Consider the following 21,600-nt stretch of genomic DNA (forward strand, 5'->3'; position numbering starts at 1 on the left):
GTTCTACGTGCCCTGTCTAACTTAAGACGCATGACACAGACCCCGTCCATCCGCGACATCGTCGATTTCTGGTTCCTGCCGCTCGACCATCCCGACCACGGCAAGCCGCGCGACATCTGGTGGAAGAGCACGCCCGAGTTCGACGCCGAGACGGTCGGACGCTTCGGGCCTGCGATCGAGCGGGCCATCGCCGGCGACCTCGACGCCTGGAAGGCCTCGCCCGAGGGCGCGCTGGCGCTGATCCTGCTCTGCGACCAGTTCACGCGAAACTGCTTCCGCAAGACCGCGCGCGCCTTTGCCGGCGACGCCAAGGCCATCGAGATCGCCCGCCACGCCGTCGCGCGCTTCTATCCGTCGGTGTTTCCGGTCGATATCCGTCTGTTCTTCTACATGCCGTTCGGCCATAGCGAGCAGCTCGCCGACCAGCTTCTCGGCTGCGCCTTCTTCGAGACGATCGGCGGCGAGAACAACATCAAGTCCGCCTACGAGCACCGCGACGTCGTCGCCCGCTTCGGCCGCTTCCCCCACCGCAACGAGGTCCTGGGCCGCGCCACGACCGCGGAGGAGATCGAGTTCCTGAAGAGCGCGAATCGCTATGGGCAGTAAAAGAGGTCCCTCCACTCCGCGCTGCGCGCTCCGGTCGGGACGACGGGAATAAAAGACGCGACCCTATTTCCGTCGTCCCGAGCGTAGCGCAGCGAAGTCGAGGGACCTTTTATGCGCCCACGATCTCGCGATAGATGTCTGCCGTTGCCTTGTCGAAGCAGCAGAAGATCACGTGTTCGGGCATGCGGATCATGTTGACCTCGTGCACGGCGATTTCCGCGGCGGCTTCCTTCGGGTAGCCGTAGACGCCGGTCGAGATGGCGGGGAAGGCGATGCTGTGCAGGCCGTGCACGATCGCCAGCGCCAAGGAGTTGCGGTAGCAGCGGGCCAGCAGTTCGGGTTCGCCCTGCTTGCCGCCGTGCCAGACCGGGCCGACCGTATGGATGACGTGGCGCGCCGTGAGGCGATAGCCGGCGGTGATCTTCGCTTCGCCCGTGGGACAGCCGCCCAGGGTGCGGCATTCGGCTAGAAGCTCAGGCCCGGCGGCGCGATGGATGGCGCCATCGACGCCTCCGCCGCCCAACAGGCTCTCGTTGGCGGCGTTCACGATGGCATCGACGTCGAGGCGCGTGATGTCGCCCTCGACGATCTCGATGCGGCTCATGTTTTTACCAGTAGCGCGCTTACCAGTAGCGAACGGGACCGGTGTCGATGTGCACGAAGCCGGAGCGCGGATAGAAGCCGACGCCGCCCATGTTGAGCGAGCGGGCGGCCTGGCGGATGCGGAACACCGGGACGCCCGGGAAGCGGATGTCCATGGCGTTGCCGTTCATGTGCTGGCTGTCGCGCGCCACGCCGCGGCTGACGCTGGCCAGCCAAGCGTTGCTCTCGGCCGAGCGGAAGGCCGACAGGACTTCGACCTGGCCGCCGTAGCCGGCGATGCGGGTGGTGTGCCACAGCACGTCGAACAGCAGCGGGTCCATCTCGGTCACGCCGCTGTCGCGGCTGTCGCGCAGGAACTGGTTGAGCTGGTCCAGCGCACTGCGGTGATAGGCGCCGTTGGACCAGTAGGTGACCGTCAGCTCTTCCTTGGTGTTGAAGTTCACCAGGCTGAGGCTGCGCGGGCTGGTCAGGTCGAGGTCGGGGGCCGGGAGCGGTGCTGCCATCGCGGCCGGCGCAAAGCCGCCGTAGCGGGCGGCGCGGAGCTGCTGCGGGGTGGCGGCGGGCGCCTTCTTCTGCTGGGCCGCGACCTTCTGGACGTTCGCGGACTTGGGTGTCGCGGCAGTCTTCTTCTTCGTGGTAGTGGTCTCGGCAGCGGCAGCGGTCTTAACTTTGGGAGCGCTAGAAGCGCCCGTATTGGTCTGGGCGAAGCCCGTGCCGGCAAATGCCAACAGTGTCGCCAGGCTCAGTACAAAACTACGCATCCGTGCCCCGGTGTTGTTGCATTTTTGTCACAGACACCCATATCAGAGACCCATTCTCGACTCAAAGCTAAATTCCGGGTCGCGACTAAGGGCTAGACCGACCACTTCACCCACCATGCAAAGCGTCGGACCGGTCAAAAACGCCCGCTGGGCCTGCCGGTCGATGGTGGCGAGCGTGCCGACGACGCGGCGCTCCTTCTCGGTCGTGCCGTTCTCGATCAGGGCGACCGGCGTGGAGGCCGGCAGCCCGTGGGCGATCAGCTGCGAGGCGATCTGCTGCAGCGCCCCCGCCCCCATGTAGATGACGACGGTCTGGCGCGGCCGCGACAGCATCTCCCAGTCGAGATCGACCGTGCCGTTCTTGAGGTGGCCGGTGACCAGCACGCAGGCCTGGGCATGGTCGCGATGGGTGAGCGGGATGCCTGCGCTCGAGGCGCAGCCCAGGGCGGCGGTGACGCCGGGCACGACCTCGACGGCCACGCCCGCCCGCACCAGCGCCTCGACCTCCTCGCCGCCCCGACCGAACACGAACGGGTCGCCGCCCTTCAGCCGCACGACGCTCTTGCCGGCACGGGCCAGCGCCACCAGCCGGTCGTTGATCTCCTGCTGGGGCATGCAGTGGTTCGCCCGGCGCTTGCCGACATAGATGCGCTCGGCGTCGCGGCGCGCCATCGCCAGCACCTCCTCCGACACCAGCCGGTCGTAGACCACGACGTCGGCGCGCTGCAGCAGGCGGTGCGCCTTGAGCGTGAGCAGGTCGGGATCGCCGGGGCCGGCGCCCACGAGATGGACGATGCCGGCCGACGGCGTCTCGTTGCGGAAGCCGTCGAGCAGCCGGATCAGTTCGCGGCGCGCGCTGATCTCGTCGCCGGCCAGCGCCAGCTCGCCGACCCGTCCCTCGAACACGCGATCCCAGAAGCGGCGACGCGCGCGCGGCACCGCCAGGGTGCGGCGCACCTGCTCGCGGAAGACCTCGGCGAAGCGCGCCAGCCGGCCGAGCGCGGCGGGCAGGCTGCGCTCGATCTCGGCGCGGACGCGCCGCGCCAGCGCGGGCGCCGTGCCGGCGGTCGAGATGGCGATGGTGATCGGCGCGCGATCGACGATCGCGGGCATGATGAAGCTCGACAGCGCGGGCCGGTCGACGACGTTGACCGGCACGCACTTTCTCTGCGCGGCGGCCGAGACCCTTGCCTGCTCGGATTCGTCGTCGCTCGCCACGATGACCAGCGACACGCCGTCGAGTTCGCTGTCGTCGAACGCACAGCCCGCCCACGAGATGTGACCTTCGGCGATGTACTGCGCGGTCTCGCCGCCCACGGTGCTGGCGATCAGCGACACCTGCGCGCCCGCCTTGAGCAGCAGCTCGGCCTTGCGCGCCGCCGCATCGCCGCCGCCGACGATCAGGGCCCGGCGGCCCTGCAGGTTGAGGAAGAGCGGGAAGGTCTGCATCACGCGGCCTTCACGAGTCGGGCGCTGCGCAACAGCGCGCGAAGTTCCGGACGGCAGGAACCGCAGTTGGTGCCGGCGTGAGTCTTCGCGCCGACCGAGGCCAGCGAGGTCGCGCCGTCGGCGATGGCGGCCTCGACCGCGGCGCACGACACGCCGAAGCAGGCGCAGATCTCGCCGCCGCGATGCATGTCGGTGCCGCCATGCAGCAGCTCGTCGCGCTGCGCCACCGTGAGACGGTCGAGCGCCATGAAGGGGGCGAAGCGATCGCGCACTTCGACATCGTAGGTCGGGCCCAGGCTCATCACCGCCTCGACCCGGCCGTCGGAAATGACGGCGCCGACATCTTTCTCACTCTCGAGCCACGGGCCCGGATTGGTCGCGCGCACGGCTGCAGACAGCGCTCGTTGTGCAACTGCGAAGGACTGATCGCCTGCAATTACATAGGCGTGATAGCCGGCGCCTCTGATCCGCGCCCAGTAAGGAATCTCCGGCAACATCACCGGGCGACGAGCGAGAATCGTGCCATGCCAGCGCATATCAAGACGACGAATCTCGACAGGCGTATGTTTCAGCTCGGGCTGGCCGGAAATGGGATCGACTGCGGGATTCACTGCAGCGTTTATGCGGCCCGCGCGACTGACCTGCGCGGTCCAGTGCATCGGCGCAAAGGCCTCGCCGACGCGCAAAGACTCGCTGACATGAACCCGTAACACGCCCCTGCCCCAGGCACTCGTCACCTCGGCGATATCGCCATCACTGAGGCCACGCGCCGTCGCATCGCGCGGATGCAGTTCGATCAGCGGCTCGGGCCGATGGCCGGCAAGACGCACCGACTTTCCGGTACGGGTCATCGTGTGCCACTGGTCGCGCACGCGACCGGTGTTGAGGATCAACGGCCGCACCTCGTCTGGCGCATTCACCGGCGCGCGCGAGGTCGTCGCAATGAAGCGCGCGCGACGATCGGCATGGAAGAAACCGCCCTCGGCGAAGAAGCGCTTGTCCGCACCGCCACCCCAGGTGAAGGGTTGCATCGATTCGTAGGCGACGTCGTCGATACCAGCGCAGGCGCCGAGGTCGAAGTCGCGCGTGCCGTCGTTCTCGAAAGCAGAGAGTGCGGCGTGCTCGCGGAAGATGTCGGCGACGCCGCGCCACGCGAAGGCTTCGCCATGACCCAGGCGCTGCGCAACTTCGGAGAGGATCCACCAATCCTGCTTTGCTTCGCCGGGCGGCGGCAGGAACGGACGCTGGCGCGAGATGCCGCGTTCGGAGTTGGTGACCGTGCCGTCCTTCTCCGCCCAGGCGAGTGCCGGTAACCGGATACGACAGGCATCGACGGTGTCGGTCGTGCGGATCGCCTCGGAGACGATCGAGAACTCGCAAGCCTTCAGCGCCGCACGCACGGCATCGGCGTCGGGCAGGCTGGCGACCGGATTGGTCGCCATGATCCACACCGCCTTGATACGACCGGCACGCACTGCCTCGAACAGGTCGACGGCCTTGAGACCGGGTTTGGTCGCGATGCGCGAGGCGCGCCAGAAGCGGCCGACACGATCGATGTCGGCGGCGCCAAAATCCATATGAGCCGCGAGTGTGTTGGACAGCGCGCCAACCTCGCGGCCGCCCATCGCATTGGGCTGGCCGGTGATCGAGAACGGCCCCATGCCGGGACGGCCGATGCGGCCGGTCAGCAGGTGGCAGTTGATCAGCGCGTTCACCTTGTCGACGCCGGCGCTCGACTGGTTCACGCCCTGGGAATAGAGCGTCACGACCTTTTCGGTGCGGGCGAACCAGTCGAGGAAAGTCGCGAGGTCGGCCGCTGGCAGACCACAGGCGGCAGCATCCGTCGTTCGCGCGGCGGCGAGGGCCGCGTCGAGACCCGACGTGTGCTTGTCGACGAAGGCGCGATCGATGCACCCACGCTCCGCAAGGCCGGCCAGCAGCAGGTTGAACAGTGCCACGTCGCCGCCGGGCTTCAGCGCCAGATGGAGATCGGCGATGTCGCAGGTCTCGGTGCGGCGCGGATCGACGACCACGATCTTCATCGACGGCCGCGCGCGCTTGGCGGCCTCCAGCCGCTGGAACAGCACGGGATGGCACCAGGCGAGATTGCTGCCGACCAGCACCACGAGATCGGCCAGCTCGAAATCCTCGTAGCGGCCGGGCACCGTGTCGCTGCCGAAGGCACGCTTGTGGCCCGCCACCGACGAGGCCATGCAGAGCCGCGAGTTGGTGTCGATGTTCGCGGTGCCCAAAAAGCCTTTGATCAGCTTGTTGGCGACGTAATAGTCCTCGGTGAGGAGCTGGCCCGAGACATAGAAGGCGACGGCGTCGGGCCCGTGCTCTTCGATCGTCTTCCGGAAGCCGTTCGCTACGGTATCGAGCGCGACGTTCCACGAGACGCGCTGCCCGTCGATCTCGGGATGCAGCAGGCGATCTTCCAGCGACAGCGTCTCACCCAGCGCCGCGCCCTTCGAGCAGAGGCGTCCGTGATTGGCGGGATGCAGCCGGTCGGCTTCGATGGCCGCACCACCCTTTCCATTGGGCGTTGCGACAACGCCGCATCCAACCCCGCAGTAGGGGCAGGTGGTGCGGACGCCTGCCCCGGTCATGACGACGACAACAACGACCTCACCCTGAGGAGCGCTCCGCAGGAGCGCGTCTCGAAGGGTGGGCACGCGCACCGCGTCTGTTGCCCATCCTTCGAGACGCCGTGCTGCGCACGGCTCCTCAGGATGAGGTTGCCGCTAATACACATCGCGCTGATAGCGGCCGGCCTTGGCGAGGCCGTCGAGCCAGGCTTTCGCTTCGGCGGCGCTCTTGGCCCCGGGACCCATCGCCACGTCGATCAAGGCCGTCTCGACATCCTTGGCCATGCGCTTGGCGTCGCCGCAGACATAGAAGTGCGCGCCCTGCTCGAACCATGCCCAGAGTTCGGCGGCGTTCTCGCGCATGCGGGTCTGGACGTAGATCTTCTCCGCCTGATCCCGCGAGAAAGCAAGATCGAGGCGGGACAGCACGCCGCGACGCTGCCAGTCGATGATCTGGTCCTCGTATAAAAAATCGGTGGTGCGCTTCTGGTCGCCGAAGAACAGCCAGTTGCGGCCCTTCGCCCCGCGCGCATCCCGCTCTTCGAGGAAGGCGCGGAACGGGGCGATGCCGGTGCCGGGTCCGACCATGATGGCGGGCGCGGCATCGTCGGTCGGCGGTGCGAAGCCGTGGGCCTTCTGCACGAACACCGGGATGACGTCGCCCGGCTTGGCGAAGTCGGCGAGATAGCAGGAGCCGATGCCGGTGCGGGTGCGGTCGTTAGTGTCCCAGCGCACGGCCGACACGGTGAGATGCACTTCGCCGGGATGCGCCTTGGGCGACGAAGCGATCGAGTAGAGACGCGGCTGCAGCCGGTCGAGCGACTTCAGCAGGCCGGGCAGCGACGGTGAGACCGACGGGAAGGCGTGCAGCAGATCGAGCAGGTCGGCCTCGGCCAGTTCCGGCGGCCCTTCGCCCGCGGCCAGCGCCTGCAGCTTCAGCGCTTCCTCGCCGTCGAACGCACGGTTGGCGAGAAAGAGCATGCACTCGTCGCTCGGCCGCGCGATGTCGACCTTGCTCAAGAGCGCCTGTCGCAGCGGCAGCGCCTCGTGATCGACGCCGACCATCTCCTCGCCGGTGGCGCCGAGGCGATCGAGCACCGCCTGCACGAGCTGAGGGTTCTTGCGCGCGAAGACACCGAGACTGTCGCCGGCTTCGTAGGTGACGTCGCTGGCCGAGAGGTCGAGCACGACGTGGCGCACGTCCTTCTCGGAGCCGTTGCGGTTGAGCGGATGGGCATCGACCAAGGTCGCGAGTGCGGGCCGGTCGCGCGAGAAGCCGACCTGGCCGGCGGGCTTCACCGCGGGCGCGGCCACCGCCGAGCCGTCGCGCATCGGCTCGAGTGCCGCGACGAGTTCCTTCACCTTGCGCTGGGTTTCCTTGCCGCCCGGCACGCAGCGGCCCATGTCGGCCTCGGCGCCGGACCACACCGCCTCGGCATAGGACTGGCAGAGATAGCCGCACTGGCCGCAATCGAGCTGCGCCATCGCCGCCATCAACTGCCGCTCGGGCTTTTTGTCCTTTGCGAGTTCTAGTCTTTCGGCGAGCGACAGCGCCGCATCATGCCAGGGGAAGTCTTCCGGCTCGGCGGGCTCCGCCGCGGCTTCTTCCACGCCACCACCGTTGACGCCGAGATAGGCGGCGAAGAAGCCGTTCAGCCAGGCACGCTGCTCCGTCGAGAACGGTGCGTTCTCCGGAATGATCTGCGGGAGGGGCGAAATCGCGTTCATGCCGCGAGCGCCGAGACGGGCGCGCGCTCCGCCAGTTCGCGCAAGGTCGCGATCTCATGGCGGCGGCAGAATTCGAAGAAAGATTCGGCCGGCGCGTCGCGATGCGCAAGATAGGCGGCCAGCAACCGTTCGAGCAGCGGCGGCAATTCATCGAACGCGATCGATGTCGCGTATTCGCGCGCCATCGCCTGCTCGGCGGTCGAGGCGGCGCCGCCGCCGATGAAGACGTGATAGCCCTCGACACTGTCCTCGCCGCGCTCGACCTTGGCCGCGATCAGGCCGATGTCGCCGACATAGTGCTGGGCGCAGGAATGATGGCAGCCGGTCAGGTGGATGTTGATCGGCGTGTCGATGGCCAGCCGCATCTCGAGATAGTCGGCGAGCTTCAGCGCATGGCCCTTGGTGTTCGAAGCCGCGAACTTGCAGCCGGCATTGCCGGTGCAGGCGACCAGGCCGCGCCGCAGCGCGCTCGCCTCGACGGCGAGACCCAGCGCCGCGATGGCCGCGACGCAGACGCCGACATCGCGGTCGGCCACGTCGGAGATCAGCAGGTTCTGCCACACCGTGAGCCGGATCGTGCCGGAGCCGAAGCGCTCGGCGATCTCGGCGACGCCGCGCATCTGTTCGGCCGTCATGCGACCCACCGGCAGGACGAGACCGAGATAGTTGAGGCCTGCCTGCTTCTGGGCATGCACGCCGATATGGCCGTGCTTGTCGGCCAGCGCGCGCGGCGTCACCACGGCGCCGGTCGCGCGGCGCAGCTTCTCGCCATGTTCCTTCTCGACCTCGGCCACGAAGGCCTCGCGGCCCATGCGGTCGATCACGTATTTCAAGCGCGCCTTCAGGCGGTTGGTGCGATCGCCGTGGATCGCGAAGGCGCGCACCACCGCGCCCGCCACCTTCACGCATTCCTCGGGCTTCAGCAGGATCCCGGTCTCGAAGGCGAAATCCATGTGGCCGGTGATGCCGCCCAGCTGCAGGCGGAAATAGATGCCGGGCGTAAAACCTTCGCCGCCGGTCACTTCGGTGGCGACGAAGCCGATGTCGTTGGTGTCTTCCAGCACCGGCACGCGACCGCCGCCGTCGAAGGCGATGTTGAACTTGCGCGGCAGGCCGTACATCTCGCGATGATTGAGGATGTAGTGGTGCATGGCGCGGCACAGCGGCCGCGTGTCGTAGAGTTCCTGCGGGTCGATGCCGGCGGTCGGGCTGCCCGTGATGTTGCGGATATTATCGGCGCCCGAACCGCGCGCGGTCAGCCCAAGGTCCTGCACGGCGAGCAGAAGATCGACGGCGTGCGCCGCCGGGATCTCGCGGATCTGCAGGTTGGCGCGCGTCGTCACGTCGGCATAGCCGCCGCCAAACGCATCGGCCGCATCGGCGAGGCCACGCATCTGCCAGCTGTTGAGAATGCCGTTGGGAATGCGCAGCCGGCACATGAAGGAGTCCTGCGCCGGCGCGACGAAGAACAGCCCGTGATACTTGGTGAGGAAGACGTCGACGCCCTTGGGGAACTGCCCGGCCTCGGCGCGGCCCACGACCTCGTCCCAACGATCGAGCGGATGCTTCGCGCGCTTGGCGGTCTCCTCCGCGACCAGCTTGCCGCCCGCCGCAATGGTGCGGTCCTGCGCGGCATGCTGCAGGGCGTCGGGTCCGATGGCCTGCCCCGCAGCCGGCGCGCCCGCCGTGCGCGAGGCGAGCTTGTCGGCCGCCTTGCGCGCCTCGATGCCGCTCACGAACCCCTGGAGCCACTGTTTCTGGGCGTCGTCGAATTCCTCGGTCATGGCCGGCCCCATCCGGAAGATGGGCGAAAATCGACCCGTTCCATGTCGCCGAACGGCGACATTTTCGGCGGCCTAAAACCGCTATGCCGCGGCACGGGCCGGCACCCGGTGGCGGGCGTAGAGGAATTCGAGGACGGCGGCGCGGCAGCGGGCATATTCGGCGTCGGTCGCGAGTTCGAGCCGGCGGCGCGGCCGCGGCAGGCCGATGGTCAGGATCTCGCCGATGGTGGCGGCGGGACCGTTGGTCATCATCACCACGCGGTCCGACAGCAGCACCGCCTCGTCGACATCGTGGGTGATCATCATCACCGTGTTGCCGAGCTTGGCGTGGATCTCCATGACGCTGTCCTGCAGGTGCGCGCGGGTCAGCGCGTCGAGCGCGCCGAACGGCTCGTCCATCAGCAGCACCTTGGGCTGCATCGCGAGCGCGCGGGCGATGCCGACCCTCTGCTTCATGCCGCCGGAGACTTCGTGCGGACGCTTGTCCTTGGCCTGGGCCATCTGCACGAGTTCGAGATTGTGCATCACCCAGTCGTGGCGCTCGGCCTTGCTCTTGGAAGAGCCGAACACCTTGTCGACGGCGATGGCGATGTTGCCGTAGACGGTGAGCCACGGCAGCAGCGAATGGTTCTGGAAGACGATGGCGCGGTCGGGACCGGGCTCGTCGACCACCTTGCCTTCGAGGAAGACCTCGCCGCTGGTCGACTTCAGCAGGCCGCCCAGGATGTTGAGCAAGGTCGACTTGCCGCAGCCGGAATGGCCGATCAGCGAGACGAACTCGCCCTGCTCGATGCGCAGGTTCACGTCGCGCAGCACTTCCGTCGCCATCTGGCCGCGGCGGAAGCTCATGCCGATCTGTTCGAACTTGAGATAGGGCGTGGTCATGGAAAGTGCTCCCTACTGCGCCGAGACGCCGTGCGAGACGAAGTGACCGACCACGGCAATCAGCTTGTCGAGCAGGAAGCCGACGATGCCGATATAGACCAGGGCCACGATGATGTCGGAGATGCGCGAGCTGTTCCACGCGTCCCAGATGAAGAAGCCGATGCCGACACCGCCGATCAGCATCTCGGCCGCCACGATGGCGAGCCAGCTCAGGCCCACGCCGATGCGAAGACCCGTGAAGATGTAGGGCACGGTGGCGGGCAGCGTGATCTTGTAGAAGACCTCCCACCAGGAGAGCCGGATCACCGCCGCGACGTTGCGATAGTCCTGCGGGATGTTCCGCACGCCCACCGACGTGTTGATGATGATCGGCCAGATCGAGGTGATGAAGATCACGAACAAAGCCGAGGGATCGGCATGGCGGAAGCCCGCCAGCGACAGCGGCAGCCAGGCGAGCGGCGGCACGGTGCGCAGGACCTGGAAGATCGGATCGAGGCCGCGCATCGCCCAGGTGCTCTGGCCGACCAGCACGCCCAGCGCGATGCCGACGACGGCGGCGAGGCTGAAGCCGATGGCGACGCGGCCCAGGCTCTTGGAGATCTGCCAGAAGGCGCCCTTGTCGATGCCGCCATTGTCGTAGAACGGATGGACGATGAAGTCCCACGCATCCGACACGACCTTGGTCGGCGGTGGCAGGCGCGCACCCGGTTCCGAGCAGAGGAGCTGCCAGGCGAGCAGGGTGATGGACAGCACGATGAGCGGCGGCAGCACGACGCTCGCGACATGCCGGGCGATCCCGATCGCGCGCTCGACCGCCGGCCGCACCGGCGGCCGGAAGGTGACGATCTCCGCCGAACTTTCCGGAACCGGCGTGGCGGCTGCGACCGAGGCGGCGGCGCGTGCGATGGCCGGCATCACGCCACCTTCTTGATCTGCAGCGCCGCGAGATAGGCCTTCGGATCGGCCGGGTCGAAGACCTTGCCGTCGAAGAAGGTTTCCGTGCCGCGCGACGTGCCGCTCGGCATGTCGTTCGCCGAGACGCCGATGGCCTTGGCGGCCTCGCGCCACAGGTCCTCGCGGTTCACCTTGGCGATGATCGCCTTGGTGTCGAGGTCCTGGGCCATCATGCCCCAGCGCTGGTTCTCGGTGAGGAACCACAGGTCGTGGCTCTGGTAGGGATAGGAGGCGTGGTCGCGCCAGAACTTCATCGACAGGTCGCGATTGTCGATCTTGCGGCCGTCGCCGTAGTTCACCTTGCCTTCGATGCGGTTGATGATGTCGGCCGGCGGCACGTTGAACCACTGGCGCTTGCCCACGATGTCGGACAGTTCCTTGGCGTTCTCGAGCTTGTCGCACCACTGCGCGGCTTCGAGCACCGCCTGCAGCACGGCCATCGCCGCCTTCGGGTTCTTGTCGACCCAGTCGGCGCGCAGGCCGAGACTCTTCTCGGGATGGTTCTTCCAGAGATCGCCGGTGGTGCAGGCGGTGTAGCCGATGCCCTGGTTGACCAGCTGCTCGTTCCACGGCTCGCCGACGCAGAAGGCTTCCATGCTGCCGACCTTCATGTTGGCCACCATCTGCGGCGGCGGCACGACGATGGTCGAGACGTCCTTCTCGGGATCGATACCGCCGGCGGCCAGCCAGTAGCGGATCCACAGATCGTGGGTGCCGCCGCGGAAGGTCATGGCGCACTTCGGATCCTTGCCGTCGGCCTTCATCTTGGCGAAGGCGGCCTTGAGCGGCGCGGCGTTGACCGTGGCACCAGTCGCCATCAGGTCCTTGGAGACCGAGATCGCCTGGCCGTTCGTGTTGAGGCGCGAGAGGATGTACATCGGCACCGGCTTGTTCTCCGGCGTCGTGAGGCCCAGCGAGATCTGGTAGGGCTTCGGAGTCAGGATGTGCGCGCCGTCGATGCCGCCCGCGCCCGAACCCAGCACGATGTTGTCGCGCGTCGTGCCCCACGAGGCCTGCTTGGCGATGTTGGCGTCGGTGATGCCGTACTTGTCGAACAGCTTCTTCTCCTTGGCCACGATCAGCGGCGAGGAGTCGGTGAGCGCGATGAAGCCCAGCGTGACCTTGTTGGTCTCGGGTCCCGCGGCCTGCGCGAATGCGCCGGCGGGCAAGGCAGCGCGCGCGGCGCTCAACAGGGCAGCGGTGGCGGCAACGCCGGAGGCGCTCTTGAAAAGGTCGCGCCGTCCCAGGCCCTTGCGGCCGTTCCTAGTCGCCATGATTGCTCTCCTGCTGTTTGAATGTCGTTGAGGTTTCGCTGTTGGGGTCGAACACCGACCCGTCGAGAAAGCTGTCGGGACCCATCGCCACCGGCGCGCCGTTGGTCGGCAGGATCCAGGGATCGGGATGCGCGCCCTCGACCTTGCGGTCGGTCAGAGGGCACGGGAGCCCCAGCTCGCTCGCCGCCGCGCGAAAAATGTCGCTGCGGAAGACGCGGTCGGCGACCGCGCGCATGTCGGGGCGCGGCGCGACCTGGCCCCAGCGGACCATCTGCGCGAGATACCAGTCGGCCTGGCTGCGCCACGGGAAGTTGGCGAGCTGGCGATGGAAGATGTGGAAGTCCGGAAGACTGAGCGAGCGGCCGATCACTTCCGCCGGCACGTTGAGGAAGCGCGGCATCGCCAGGATGCGCGCCGCCTCGGGCCGGTTGGCCGGCTCGTCGAGCCAGGCGCCGGCTTCGGTGATCGCCTTCACCAGCGCGATCAGGGTCGTGGGGTTGCGCTGCGCCCAGGCCTCGGTGGTGCCCAGCATCTTCTCGGGCATCGAGTCCCAGATCTGCCGGCTCGAGGCGGCGATGCGGCCGATGCCGAGCGACGCAGACTGCTGGTTCCACGGCTCGCCGACGCAGTAGCCGTCGATCGTGCCGCCCGAGAGATGCGCCACCATGTGCGGCGGCGGCACGACGGTGAAGCGCACATCGCGATCGGGATCGATACCGCCCGAGGCGAGCCACAGGCGCAGCAGGTGATTGTGCGAGGAATAGGTGAAGACCGACGCGAGCGTGACCTGCGGGCGGCCCTCGCGCGCGCGGCGGGCGATGACGGCGGCCAGTCCGCGCGCATCGAGCGGCGCGCCGGCCGGGCGATTGTCGCCGACGAACTCAGGCGCGGCTTCCTCGATCTCCTGCCACAGCGCATTCGACAGCGTGATCGAGTTGCCATTCAGATGCAGCGTCATGGCCGCGATCATCGGCACGTTGACGCTGTCGATGCCGAGCGTGGTCGCGAGCGGCATCGGCGAGAGCATGTGCGCGGCATCCAGCAGGCCGACCGCGAGCTTGTCGCGGATGTTCGACCAGGAGACTTCGCGGCGCAGTTCGACGTCGAGACCGTGACGCTCGTAGAGGCCCAATACCTCCGCGAACAGCACGGGCGCGCAGTCGATCAGGGGAATGAACCCCACCCTTACCTTCGGTCGCTCGACGTGACCCACCAGACTCGACTCCAAAAAAAACGACGCCCCAAGCGGCCGCGGGAAGGCGACCGTGTGGGACGTCGTTGTCCGGAAAGGCAGACCGCCATTGGCCTGCCCAAAAATTCAGGAGCCGCCCGTCATTGGGCGTCTCGCTGTAAGGACAGCAGGAAGCATGCCAAGCAGTGCCAATATCGCGACGTTTCGCGAAGCGTCTGATCCCATTGGAGAAATCGGTGCGCGCGGTGCGCGAACGCGAAATCACATCCGATTGGCTGTGATACGACCTGCCCGCTTGCGCGCCAGTGCCGCCAAAGAGGCAGGCACGTTTTCTAACTACTCCTCCCCATTCAAATGGGGAGGTGTCGTCGTCTTGCGACGACGGAGGGGTCATCGCTTCGCTCGGCCAATGACCCCATCGCCCCGTATGACGGGGCACTTCCCCATTTGAATGGGGAAGAGTTTGAAGCTCAGAACTTCAGCGCCTTCGCGTACGTCAGAAGATCCTGCGCCACCTCGCCGATGCGCTTGTTCTGGTCCATCGCGAGCTTGCGTAAAAGCTTGTAGGCCGCCTCCTCGCCGATCCCCTTCTGCTCCATCAGGAGGCCCTTGGCGCGATCGACCGTCTTGCGCTCGACCAGCGACAGGCGCGCGCGATCGAGTTCTTCACGCATCGTGTGATAGCGGTTGAAGTGCGCCACCGCGACGTCGACCACCGGCTGGACGCGATCCTGCGTCAGGCCCTTCACGACATAGGCCGAGACGCCGGCCTCCATGCCGGCGGCGATGGTCGCGGGATCGGAGCGGTCGGCGAACAGCGCGATCGGCCGCGGCTGGCGCTCGGTCGTGCGCCGCAGATCCTCGATCGCGTCGCGGCCGGGACTATCGATGCTGACGACGATCACGTCGGGCTGGAGCACGGAGACGCGGGTCGCGAGATCGTAGGTGCCGTCGAGGCGCGCCAGCAGCACGTAGCCAGCATCGCGCAGTCCCGATTCCACGATCTCAGCGCGGGCGGGATTGTCGTCAATCAGCACTACGGACAGAGGTTTCGACACGGCGGCGGCTTGAATCTCTCTTGCAACCCGCGGGGCGCAACTTCCGTGCCACCGATATCAAGGTGTTGATTCGACGAGCTTTCCGTCGGCCCAGCGGCCGGGACGTGTCTTGCCCTCGGCATCGGTGTAGAGGCCGTAGCCATTGCGTTGGCCGTTGCGGAAGGTGCCCTCGTACTTCTCGCGCTCGCCGATGCGCTCCACGCCCGGCCCGTCGAGGACGTCGGCGTGGAATTCGCCGGCCTTGATGACGTTGGGCTCGGCCAGGGTGCGATGCAGGCCGAAGCCTTCGAGGCGGCCGCCGACGAAGTTGCCTTCGGAGCGCTCGACGCCCGGCTTCTCGCGGATGCCGAGACCGGTCGACTGGCCGTCCTTCCACTGCCCCGAATAGCGCGTGTCGTCGGCCAGGCGCACCGTGCCGAGACCGTTCATCCGGTCGGCGGTCCAGTCGCCGGCCTGGCGCTCGCCGTTGCCGAGCTCGGCGACGCCCAGCCCCTGGCGTTTGCCGTCGACGGCCTGGCCGATGTAGCTGGCGCCGCCGTTGTAGGTGATGCGCTCGCTGTTCTCGAGATCGGGACGCGACGCGCGCGCCGCCACGATGCGCGCCTCGCCCGCCATGGCGCGGGCGGCGCGGGCGGCCTCGTCGGCTCGTTCGAAGATGCCGCGTGCTTCGACCGCCGCGCGCTGCGCCTGATCGGCCAATGCCTTCTGCGCCGTGTCGGCCGTGGCCGCGGGTGACGTCACGGGCGGCACCGGCCGGGTGGCTGGCGTGGGCGTCGTCGGATTGGGTGTCGCCGGAGTTGATGTCGTCGGAGTTAGTGTCGTCGGGGCAGGTGTCGTTGTCGGCGAGGTCGGCGCCGGCGTCGTGACGGCGATCGGAACCGGCGTTGGGAGCGCGGCCTGCGTCTCGACCGGGGGCTTTCCAAACAGGCGCTCGCGAATCTGCGGCTGATATTTCCAGACCGCGACCGCGCCCAGCACCAGCAGGATGAGCGGCCACCGCCGGCGTCGCACGCGCCGCTCCGAAGGTGGCGCCTCGACCTCCGTCGACTCGCTCACCGGCCGGCCTGCGCCGCCCAATCGATGCGACTGTTGCGGCGGCGTAGCTGCTGCCGGCGGCATGCGCTGCGTCGGCGCGTCCAAGGCCTGCGGCAGCGCGCGGCCGAACAGGGTGCGCCATTCGGAGATCGTCTGCGGCCGCTGCTCGGGCGCGAAGGCGAGGCCGCGATCGATCGCCGACAGCATGGCGCCGTCGAAGCGATCGCCATGGGTCACGGCCAGCGGCCGGTAGGGATCGGTGCCGACGCGGCTCACGGCCTCGGGCGGGGGCACGCCGGCGATGGCGTGATGCAGCACCGCTGCCGTCGAATAGATGTCGGTCCACGGCCCCTGCTTGCCGTCCATCGCGTACTGCTCGATCGGCGCATATTGCGGCGTCAGGATGCTGGTGAGCGTGCGCGAGCGGCCGCCCATCGCCTGCCGCGCGGCGCCGAAGTCGATCAGGATCGGCACGCCATCACGCCGGACGATCACGTTCGACGGCTTGATGTCGCGATGCAGGAAGCCCTGGGCGTGCACGGTCTCGAGACCGCTCAGCATGCCCTCGGTCAGGCGTCGCACCTCGTCGGGCTGCATCTGGCGGCCGGGCTGGCGCAGGAGCTGGGCGACGCTGTGGCCGTCCTCGAACTCCATGACCGTATAGGCCGTGCCGTTGGCCTCGAAGTAGCGCAGCACCGGCACGATATGGACGTGGCGAAACCGCGCCAGCGCCCGTGCCTCGTCGAGGAAGCGCTCGCGGCCCCAGGTGAAATCGTCGGCGTAGCGCGAGCTGCGGGGCGCGACCTGGCCATCCGGCCGGCGCATCGCGAACTCGACCGGCATATATTCCTTGATGGCGACGAACTTCGCGAGCTGCGTATCGAACGCGCGATAGGTGATGCCGAAGCCGCCATGGCCGATCAGCGCGTCCAGGCGGTAATCGCCGAGCCGCGTGCCGACCGGCAGGGCTTGATCGTGTTCTGCTGTCATGGGCACGCGCAACCTCGGCCCCTAGATGCGCGCTCCCGGCCAGCCGCACAAGCGGCTGAATGCGGGTCTAGCGGCTGGTGCTCGACGCGGTGATGGCGGCCTTCGGCCCGGCATCGCGGATTTCGGGCATTAGCTGCATGATCATGAGGAGGACGCAGAGCCCTAGTCCGGTAAGCATCGTGGCAGGCCCCGTGCGCAGATAGGGGGTGGGCGCAGAGGCCCGTCGCTCGTCCGCCATATCGGACAACTCCAAAAATAAACTTCGTCAAAAAACTACGGCCGAGCGGCCCTAAAATTGGGCCAGGCCTGAAAACATCATAGATCAATTTGCCTTGGAAATCCAACAAAGCCATGGAATCCCAATGGCTTAATAGATGATGCGAAGAACAAAAGTGAACCCACTAGACCTTGCAGTGCCAGCGCTTGCGAATCGGACGCGAAGTCGCCTCACAGGCAGGGTAGGATAGGAACGATGGATACAGCCCTTCCTCGCGACAATGTCCGCACCCTGGTTCTGACCGGTGCAAGCCGAGGCATCGGCCATGCGACCGTGAAGAAATTCAGCGCCGGCGGCTGGCGCGTCATCACCATCTCGCGCCAACCCTTCAGCGCGCTCTGCCCCTGGCCGAGCGGCGGCGAGAACCATGTGCAGCTCGACCTTGCCGATCCGGTCGATATCGGCCGCGGCATCGAGCAGATCCGCTCGCGCCTCGCCGGCGGCCGGCTCGACGCGCTGGTGAACAACGCCGCGATCTCGCCCAAGGGCAAGGACGGCAGCCGCCTCGGCGCGATGGACACGCCGTTCGATCTCTGGCGGCAGGTCTTCAACGTCAACTTCTTCGCCCCCGTCGCGCTGGCGCGCGGCCTGGTCGACGAGCTGTCGAAGGCGCAGGGCTGCGTCGTCAACGTGACCTCGATCGCCGGCAGCCGCGTGCATCCCTTCGCGGGTTCAGCCTATGCCACCTCGAAGGCGGCGCTCGCCGCGCTGACGCGCGAGATGAGCCACGATTTCGGGCCGCGCGGCATTCGCGTCAACGCGATCGCGCCCGGCGAGATCGACACCGCGATCCTGTCGCCCGGCACCGAGAAGATCGTCGAGGAGCAGATCCCGATGCGGCGCCTCGGCACACCCGACGAGGTGGCCGACGTGATTCACTTCCTTTGCGAGAAGGGATCGAGTTACGTTTCCGGCGCCGAGATCCAGATCAACGGCGGACAGCACGTCTAGGAGTTCGCGATGGACAGCACGCTCACCAGCCTGAAGGGCGAAACCGGCCGCGACGCACGCCGTCGCATCCGCAACGGCGGCCATCGCCTGCCGACCTCGGGCATGGCGCCGGGCTACGTCCAGGGCAATCTCGCGATCCTGCCGCGGTCGCTGGCCGCCGACTTCACGCGTTTCTGCATGCTGAACCCCAAGCCCTGCCCCCTGCTGGGCTCGTCGGAGCCGGGCGAATGGCGCCTGCCGACCCTGGGCGAGGATCTCGATATCCGCACCGACATTCCCTACTACCGGATCTGGAAGAACGGCGTGATGGTCGAGGAGGTCACCGACCTCAAGAGCGTGTGGCGCGACGATCTCGTCTCCTTCGTGCTGGGCTGCTCCTTCTCCTTCGAGGACGCGCTGGTCGAGAACGGCTTGGAAATCCGCCACCAGACCTGCGGCACCAACGTGCCGATGTTCCGCACCAACATCGAATGCGCGCCATCCGGTCCGTTCCATGGGCCGATGGTCGTGTCGATGCGCCCGTTCAAGCCCGCCGGCGCCATCCGAGCCATCCAGGTGACGACGCGCTTCCCGACCGTGCACGGCGCGCCGGTCCATATCGGCAAGCCCGAGCTGATCGGCATCAAGGACATCAACAAGCCGGACTATGGCGACGCCGCCCCCGTGCGCGATGACGAGCTGCCGGTCTTCTGGGCCTGCGGCGTCACTCCGCAATCGGTCGTGGCCACGGTGAAGCCCGAGTTCTGCATCACCCACGCGCCCGGCTACATGCTGGTGACCGACCTCCTCAACTCGCAGCTCGCCATCCTGTAATGGCGCGGCTCGAATTCGAGGGTCACGCCAAGGGCGCGGTCGAGAAGGTCGCCGTCGACATCAAGGATCTCGTCATCGCCGGTTGGACCGGCCGCGACGTGACCGCGCTAAACCACCACATCGAAGAACTGAAGGCGATCGGCGTGCAGCCGCCGTCGCGGGTGCCGATCTATTACCGCGCCGCGGCGCAGATGCTGACGCAGGCCGAGCGCATCCAGGTTCTGGGCGACGACAGTTCGGGCGAGGTCGAGCCGGTGCTGATCGGCGCCGCCGACCGGCTCTGGGTCACGGTCGGCGCTGACCATACCGACCGCAAGGTCGAGAGCTACGGCATCGCCGTCTCCAAGCAGATGTGCGCCAAGCCGGTCGGCCGCGTCGCCTGGCGTTTCGAGGAAGTCGAGGCGCACTGGGACCAGCTGATGCTGCGCAGCTTCGTGCAGGAAGGCGGCAAGAAGACCCTCTACCAGGAAGGGCCGCTGGCCAAGATTCGCGATCCGCGCGAGCTGATCTTCGCCTGGAAGGACAACAAGCGCCTGCCCATGGATACCGTGATGTTCTGCGGCACCATGCCGGCGATCGGCGGCATCCGCTCCTCGTCGCGCTTCGAGATGGAACTCGACGACCCGGTGCTGCACCGCAAGATCACCCACGCCTACGAAATCGAGACGCTCCCGATCATCGCCTGAAAGGCCCCTCCCCATTCAAATGGGGAGGTGTCGTCGTTTTACGACGACGGAGGGGTCATAGCGGCCGTTCTTTCTTCGACGCTCCCGGACATCGTTTCACGATGTCCTGCCGCTATCGGGCCGAGCTTCGCTCGGCCAACGACGCATGGCTTGGATGCAGGTCGGGTCTTGCACGAACGGCATCGGTAAACGTACGTTCAGCGCCTTCGGGAGGAAACAAGTGACCACGATCAAGGGCGCCTTCGACGGCATCACCGTTCTCGACTTCACGCAGGGCATCGCAGGCCCGCATGCCTCGATGCTGCTCGCGCTGCATGGCGCCGACGTCATCAAGGTCGAGCCGCCGGAAGGCGATTGGGGCCGGGCGCTCGGCGAGCTGAAGGGCGATCATTGCGCTCATTCCGTCGCCTTCAACCGCGGCAAGCGCTCGATCGCGCTGGACCTCAAGTCGGCCGACGGCATCGCGGTCGCCAAGAAGATCGCCGCCAAGGCGCATGTCGTGATGGAGAGCTTCCGTCCCGGCGTGATCTCGCGCCTGGGCTTTGGCTACGAGGACATCAAGAAGGTCAACCCGAACGTCGTCTACTGCTCGGTCTCGGGCTTCGGCCAGACCGGCCCCTACAGCAAGCGCCCGACCGTCGACGGCCTGATCCAGGCGTTCAGCGGCATGATGGTGATGAACAAGATGCCCGACGGCACGCCGTGGCGTCAGGGCATGATCGCCGTCGACGTGACGACCGGCCTCTACACCTTCCAGGCGCTGTCGACCGCGCTGATGCGCCAGTTCCGTTTCAACGAAGGCTGCTTCATCGATTCCAGCCTGATGCGCGCAGCCGCCGCCTTCCAGGGCGCCAAGCTGATGGAGTGGGTGTTCTCCAAGGGCGCGCCGCCAGTGCTCTACATGCCGGCCGGCAGCTACAAGTCGGCGAACGGCTACATCATGGTGAGCGCCATGCGCCCGCACCATTTCCGCCTGTTGTTCGAACTGATCGGCCGTGACGACATCGCCAACGATCCCGACCTGCAGAGCCACGAGAACCGCATCAAGAACGCCGCCAAGATCATCAAGGCGCTGAACGAGACGATGCCGACCAAGACCACCGAGGAGTGGATCGCGATCCTGCAGCCCAAGGACGTGTTCTGCGAGCGGGTGAACAATTACTCCGACTATCTCGATCATCCGCACGTCAAGGAATCGGGCGCGATCGACTGGATCGAGCAGGACGGTTTCGGCCGCATGCCGGTCGCCAACATCGCGGGCCTCCCGCCGGCGTCGGAACATGCGCCGCAGCAGCACGCCCCGCATATCGGCGAGGATGGACCCGACATCCTGAGCGAACTGGGCTATGCCGCGGCCGACATCGACGCGATGCTGGCGCGCGGCGGCGTGCGCGCCCCGCAGCCGGCGGTCAAGGCAGCGGACTGAACGCGAACTTTTCGATGTCGCGGCGGCTGCGGAGCCGCACGACGCGCTTCTCCTTGGCGAGGAAGCCGCACTCGAGCTCGAAGCGCTCGCGATTGCGGCGGTGCGTCTTCAGCGCATAGAGCAGGATCGAGTTGCGGCTGAGGAAGGCGTTGGTGACCGACTCGCGGTTGCCCGTGCCCCACAGCTCTTCGCGCGTCACGGTGCGCCTCACCGTCCGCCGCAGCAGCTGCGACATCACGGTCGGCAGCGGCAGGTCGAGCCAGACCAAGGTGTCGGCCGGACGCCACACCAGGTCGCGCACCTGCCCGTAGTTGCCGACGACGATCCAGCCACCCTCGCTGGTCTCGCGCTCGACACGATGGCGGAACAGGTCGACCGGCGCGGGCTGCCAGTCGCGGCCCCAGAACAGCGCATCGAGTTCGATCAGGCGCAGGCCGGTGCGGTCGGCCAGCCGTTCGGCCAACCAACTCTTGCCCGACCCCGTCGTTCCGAACACGACCACCCTCTGCATGGTCAAACTGTAGGTCCGCAAGCCGCGTC

At 67.2% G+C, this 21,600-nt stretch carries 18 protein-coding genes; 5 read left to right on the plus strand and 13 right to left on the minus strand.

The window, feature by feature from the left end; genetic code table 11:
• The first annotated feature begins 30 nt into the window (after window positions 1-30).
• Complete coding sequence (locus AC1RP5_RS01180; protein ID WP_493108731.1) at window positions 31-606, plus strand: DUF924 family protein; 576 nt, start codon at window positions 31-33, stop codon at window positions 604-606.
• A gap of 109 nt (window positions 607-715) precedes the next feature.
• Here AC1RP5_RS01180 and AC1RP5_RS01185 read toward each other — a convergent pair whose 3' ends face one another.
• The 12 genes from AC1RP5_RS01185 to AC1RP5_RS01240 all read right to left on the minus strand — a co-directional run bounded on the left by AC1RP5_RS01185 (window position 716) and on the right by AC1RP5_RS01240 (window position 16,907).
• Window positions 716-1,210 carry an O-acetyl-ADP-ribose deacetylase gene (locus AC1RP5_RS01185; RefSeq protein WP_493108732.1) on the minus strand — a complete coding sequence of 165 codons (495 nt, stop codon included), beginning with the start codon at window positions 1,208-1,210 and terminating at the stop codon, window positions 716-718.
• 19 nt (window positions 1,211-1,229) lie between these two features.
• A complete protein-coding gene (locus AC1RP5_RS01190) occupies window positions 1,230-1,970 on the minus strand; it encodes a peptidoglycan L,D-endopeptidase MepK (protein ID WP_493108733.1) in 741 nt (246 codons plus the stop codon).
• 42 nt (window positions 1,971-2,012) lie between these two features.
• Window positions 2,013-3,419, minus strand: coding sequence for a siroheme synthase CysG (cysG, locus tag AC1RP5_RS01195; RefSeq protein WP_493113264.1), 1,407 nt, complete (start codon window positions 3,417-3,419; stop codon window positions 2,013-2,015).
• Complete coding sequence (locus tag AC1RP5_RS01200; protein WP_493108734.1) at window positions 3,419-6,028, minus strand: nitrate reductase; 2,610 nt, start codon at window positions 6,026-6,028, stop codon at window positions 3,419-3,421. Before AC1RP5_RS01200 ends, cysG begins: the two co-directional genes overlap by 1 nt.
• 135 nt (window positions 6,029-6,163) lie before the next feature.
• A complete protein-coding gene (locus tag AC1RP5_RS01205; RefSeq protein ID WP_493108735.1) occupies window positions 6,164-7,735 on the minus strand; it encodes a sulfite reductase subunit alpha in 1,572 nt (523 codons plus the stop codon).
• The gene (locus tag AC1RP5_RS01210; protein ID WP_493108736.1) at window positions 7,732-9,519 is read right to left on the minus strand and encodes a NirA family protein; all 1,788 of its coding nucleotides are present in this window, start codon (window positions 9,517-9,519) and stop codon (window positions 7,732-7,734) included. Before AC1RP5_RS01210 ends, AC1RP5_RS01205 begins: the two co-directional genes overlap by 4 nt.
• 81 nt (window positions 9,520-9,600) lie before the next feature.
• Entirely contained in the window at window positions 9,601-10,404 is an 804-nt protein-coding gene (locus tag AC1RP5_RS01215) for an ABC transporter ATP-binding protein (RefSeq protein WP_493108737.1), read from the minus strand.
• 12 nt (window positions 10,405-10,416) lie between these two features.
• Window positions 10,417-11,319 (minus strand): nitrate ABC transporter permease, encoded by a 903-nt coding sequence (gene ntrB / locus AC1RP5_RS01220; RefSeq protein ID WP_493108738.1) that lies wholly within the window; start codon window positions 11,317-11,319, stop codon window positions 10,417-10,419.
• Window positions 11,319-12,632, minus strand: a complete 1,314-nt coding sequence (locus AC1RP5_RS01225; RefSeq protein WP_493108739.1) for a CmpA/NrtA family ABC transporter substrate-binding protein — start codon at window positions 12,630-12,632, stop codon at window positions 11,319-11,321. The genes ntrB and AC1RP5_RS01225 overlap by 1 nt, the downstream gene beginning before the upstream one ends.
• A complete protein-coding gene (locus AC1RP5_RS01230) occupies window positions 12,622-13,845 on the minus strand; it encodes a CmpA/NrtA family ABC transporter substrate-binding protein (RefSeq protein WP_493108740.1) in 1,224 nt (407 codons plus the stop codon). The genes AC1RP5_RS01225 and AC1RP5_RS01230 overlap by 11 nt, the downstream gene beginning before the upstream one ends.
• Window positions 13,846-14,294: 449 nt before the next feature.
• Window positions 14,295-14,882, minus strand: a complete 588-nt coding sequence (locus AC1RP5_RS01235; RefSeq protein ID WP_493108741.1) for an ANTAR domain-containing response regulator — start codon at window positions 14,880-14,882, stop codon at window positions 14,295-14,297.
• Window positions 14,883-14,939: 57 nt separating this feature from the next.
• Complete coding sequence (locus AC1RP5_RS01240; protein WP_493108742.1) at window positions 14,940-16,907, minus strand: protein kinase domain-containing protein; 1,968 nt, start codon at window positions 16,905-16,907, stop codon at window positions 14,940-14,942.
• A 472-nt stretch (window positions 16,908-17,379) separates the two neighbouring features.
• Between AC1RP5_RS01240 and AC1RP5_RS01245 the strand changes: the two genes are divergently transcribed.
• The 4 genes from AC1RP5_RS01245 (at window position 17,380) to AC1RP5_RS01260 (ending at window position 21,060) form a co-directional block, all read left to right on the plus strand.
• Window positions 17,380-18,135 carry an SDR family NAD(P)-dependent oxidoreductase gene (locus tag AC1RP5_RS01245; RefSeq protein ID WP_493108743.1) on the plus strand — a complete coding sequence of 252 codons (756 nt, stop codon included), beginning with the start codon at window positions 17,380-17,382 and terminating at the stop codon, window positions 18,133-18,135.
• A gap of 9 nt (window positions 18,136-18,144) precedes the next feature.
• Window positions 18,145-18,948: a putative hydro-lyase gene (locus AC1RP5_RS01250; protein ID WP_493108744.1), complete on the plus strand. Its 804-nt coding sequence runs from the start codon at window positions 18,145-18,147 to the stop codon at window positions 18,946-18,948.
• The gene (locus tag AC1RP5_RS01255) at window positions 18,948-19,634 is read left to right on the plus strand and encodes a DUF2848 domain-containing protein (RefSeq protein ID WP_493108745.1); all 687 of its coding nucleotides are present in this window, start codon (window positions 18,948-18,950) and stop codon (window positions 19,632-19,634) included. Before AC1RP5_RS01250 ends, AC1RP5_RS01255 begins: the two co-directional genes overlap by 1 nt.
• A 220-nt stretch (window positions 19,635-19,854) precedes the next feature.
• On the plus strand, window positions 19,855-21,060 hold the full coding sequence (locus AC1RP5_RS01260) for a CaiB/BaiF CoA transferase family protein (protein WP_493108746.1): 1,206 nt from the start codon (window positions 19,855-19,857) through the stop codon (window positions 21,058-21,060).
• Here AC1RP5_RS01260 and AC1RP5_RS01265 read toward each other — a convergent pair.
• Window positions 21,044-21,556, minus strand: a complete 513-nt coding sequence (locus AC1RP5_RS01265; RefSeq protein ID WP_493108747.1) for a P-loop NTPase family protein — start codon at window positions 21,554-21,556, stop codon at window positions 21,044-21,046. The genes AC1RP5_RS01260 and AC1RP5_RS01265 overlap by 17 nt on opposite strands.
• Window positions 21,557-21,600: the final 44 nt, after the last annotated feature.

This window comes from Reyranella sp. GW821-FHT12G01, assembly GCF_058806575.1.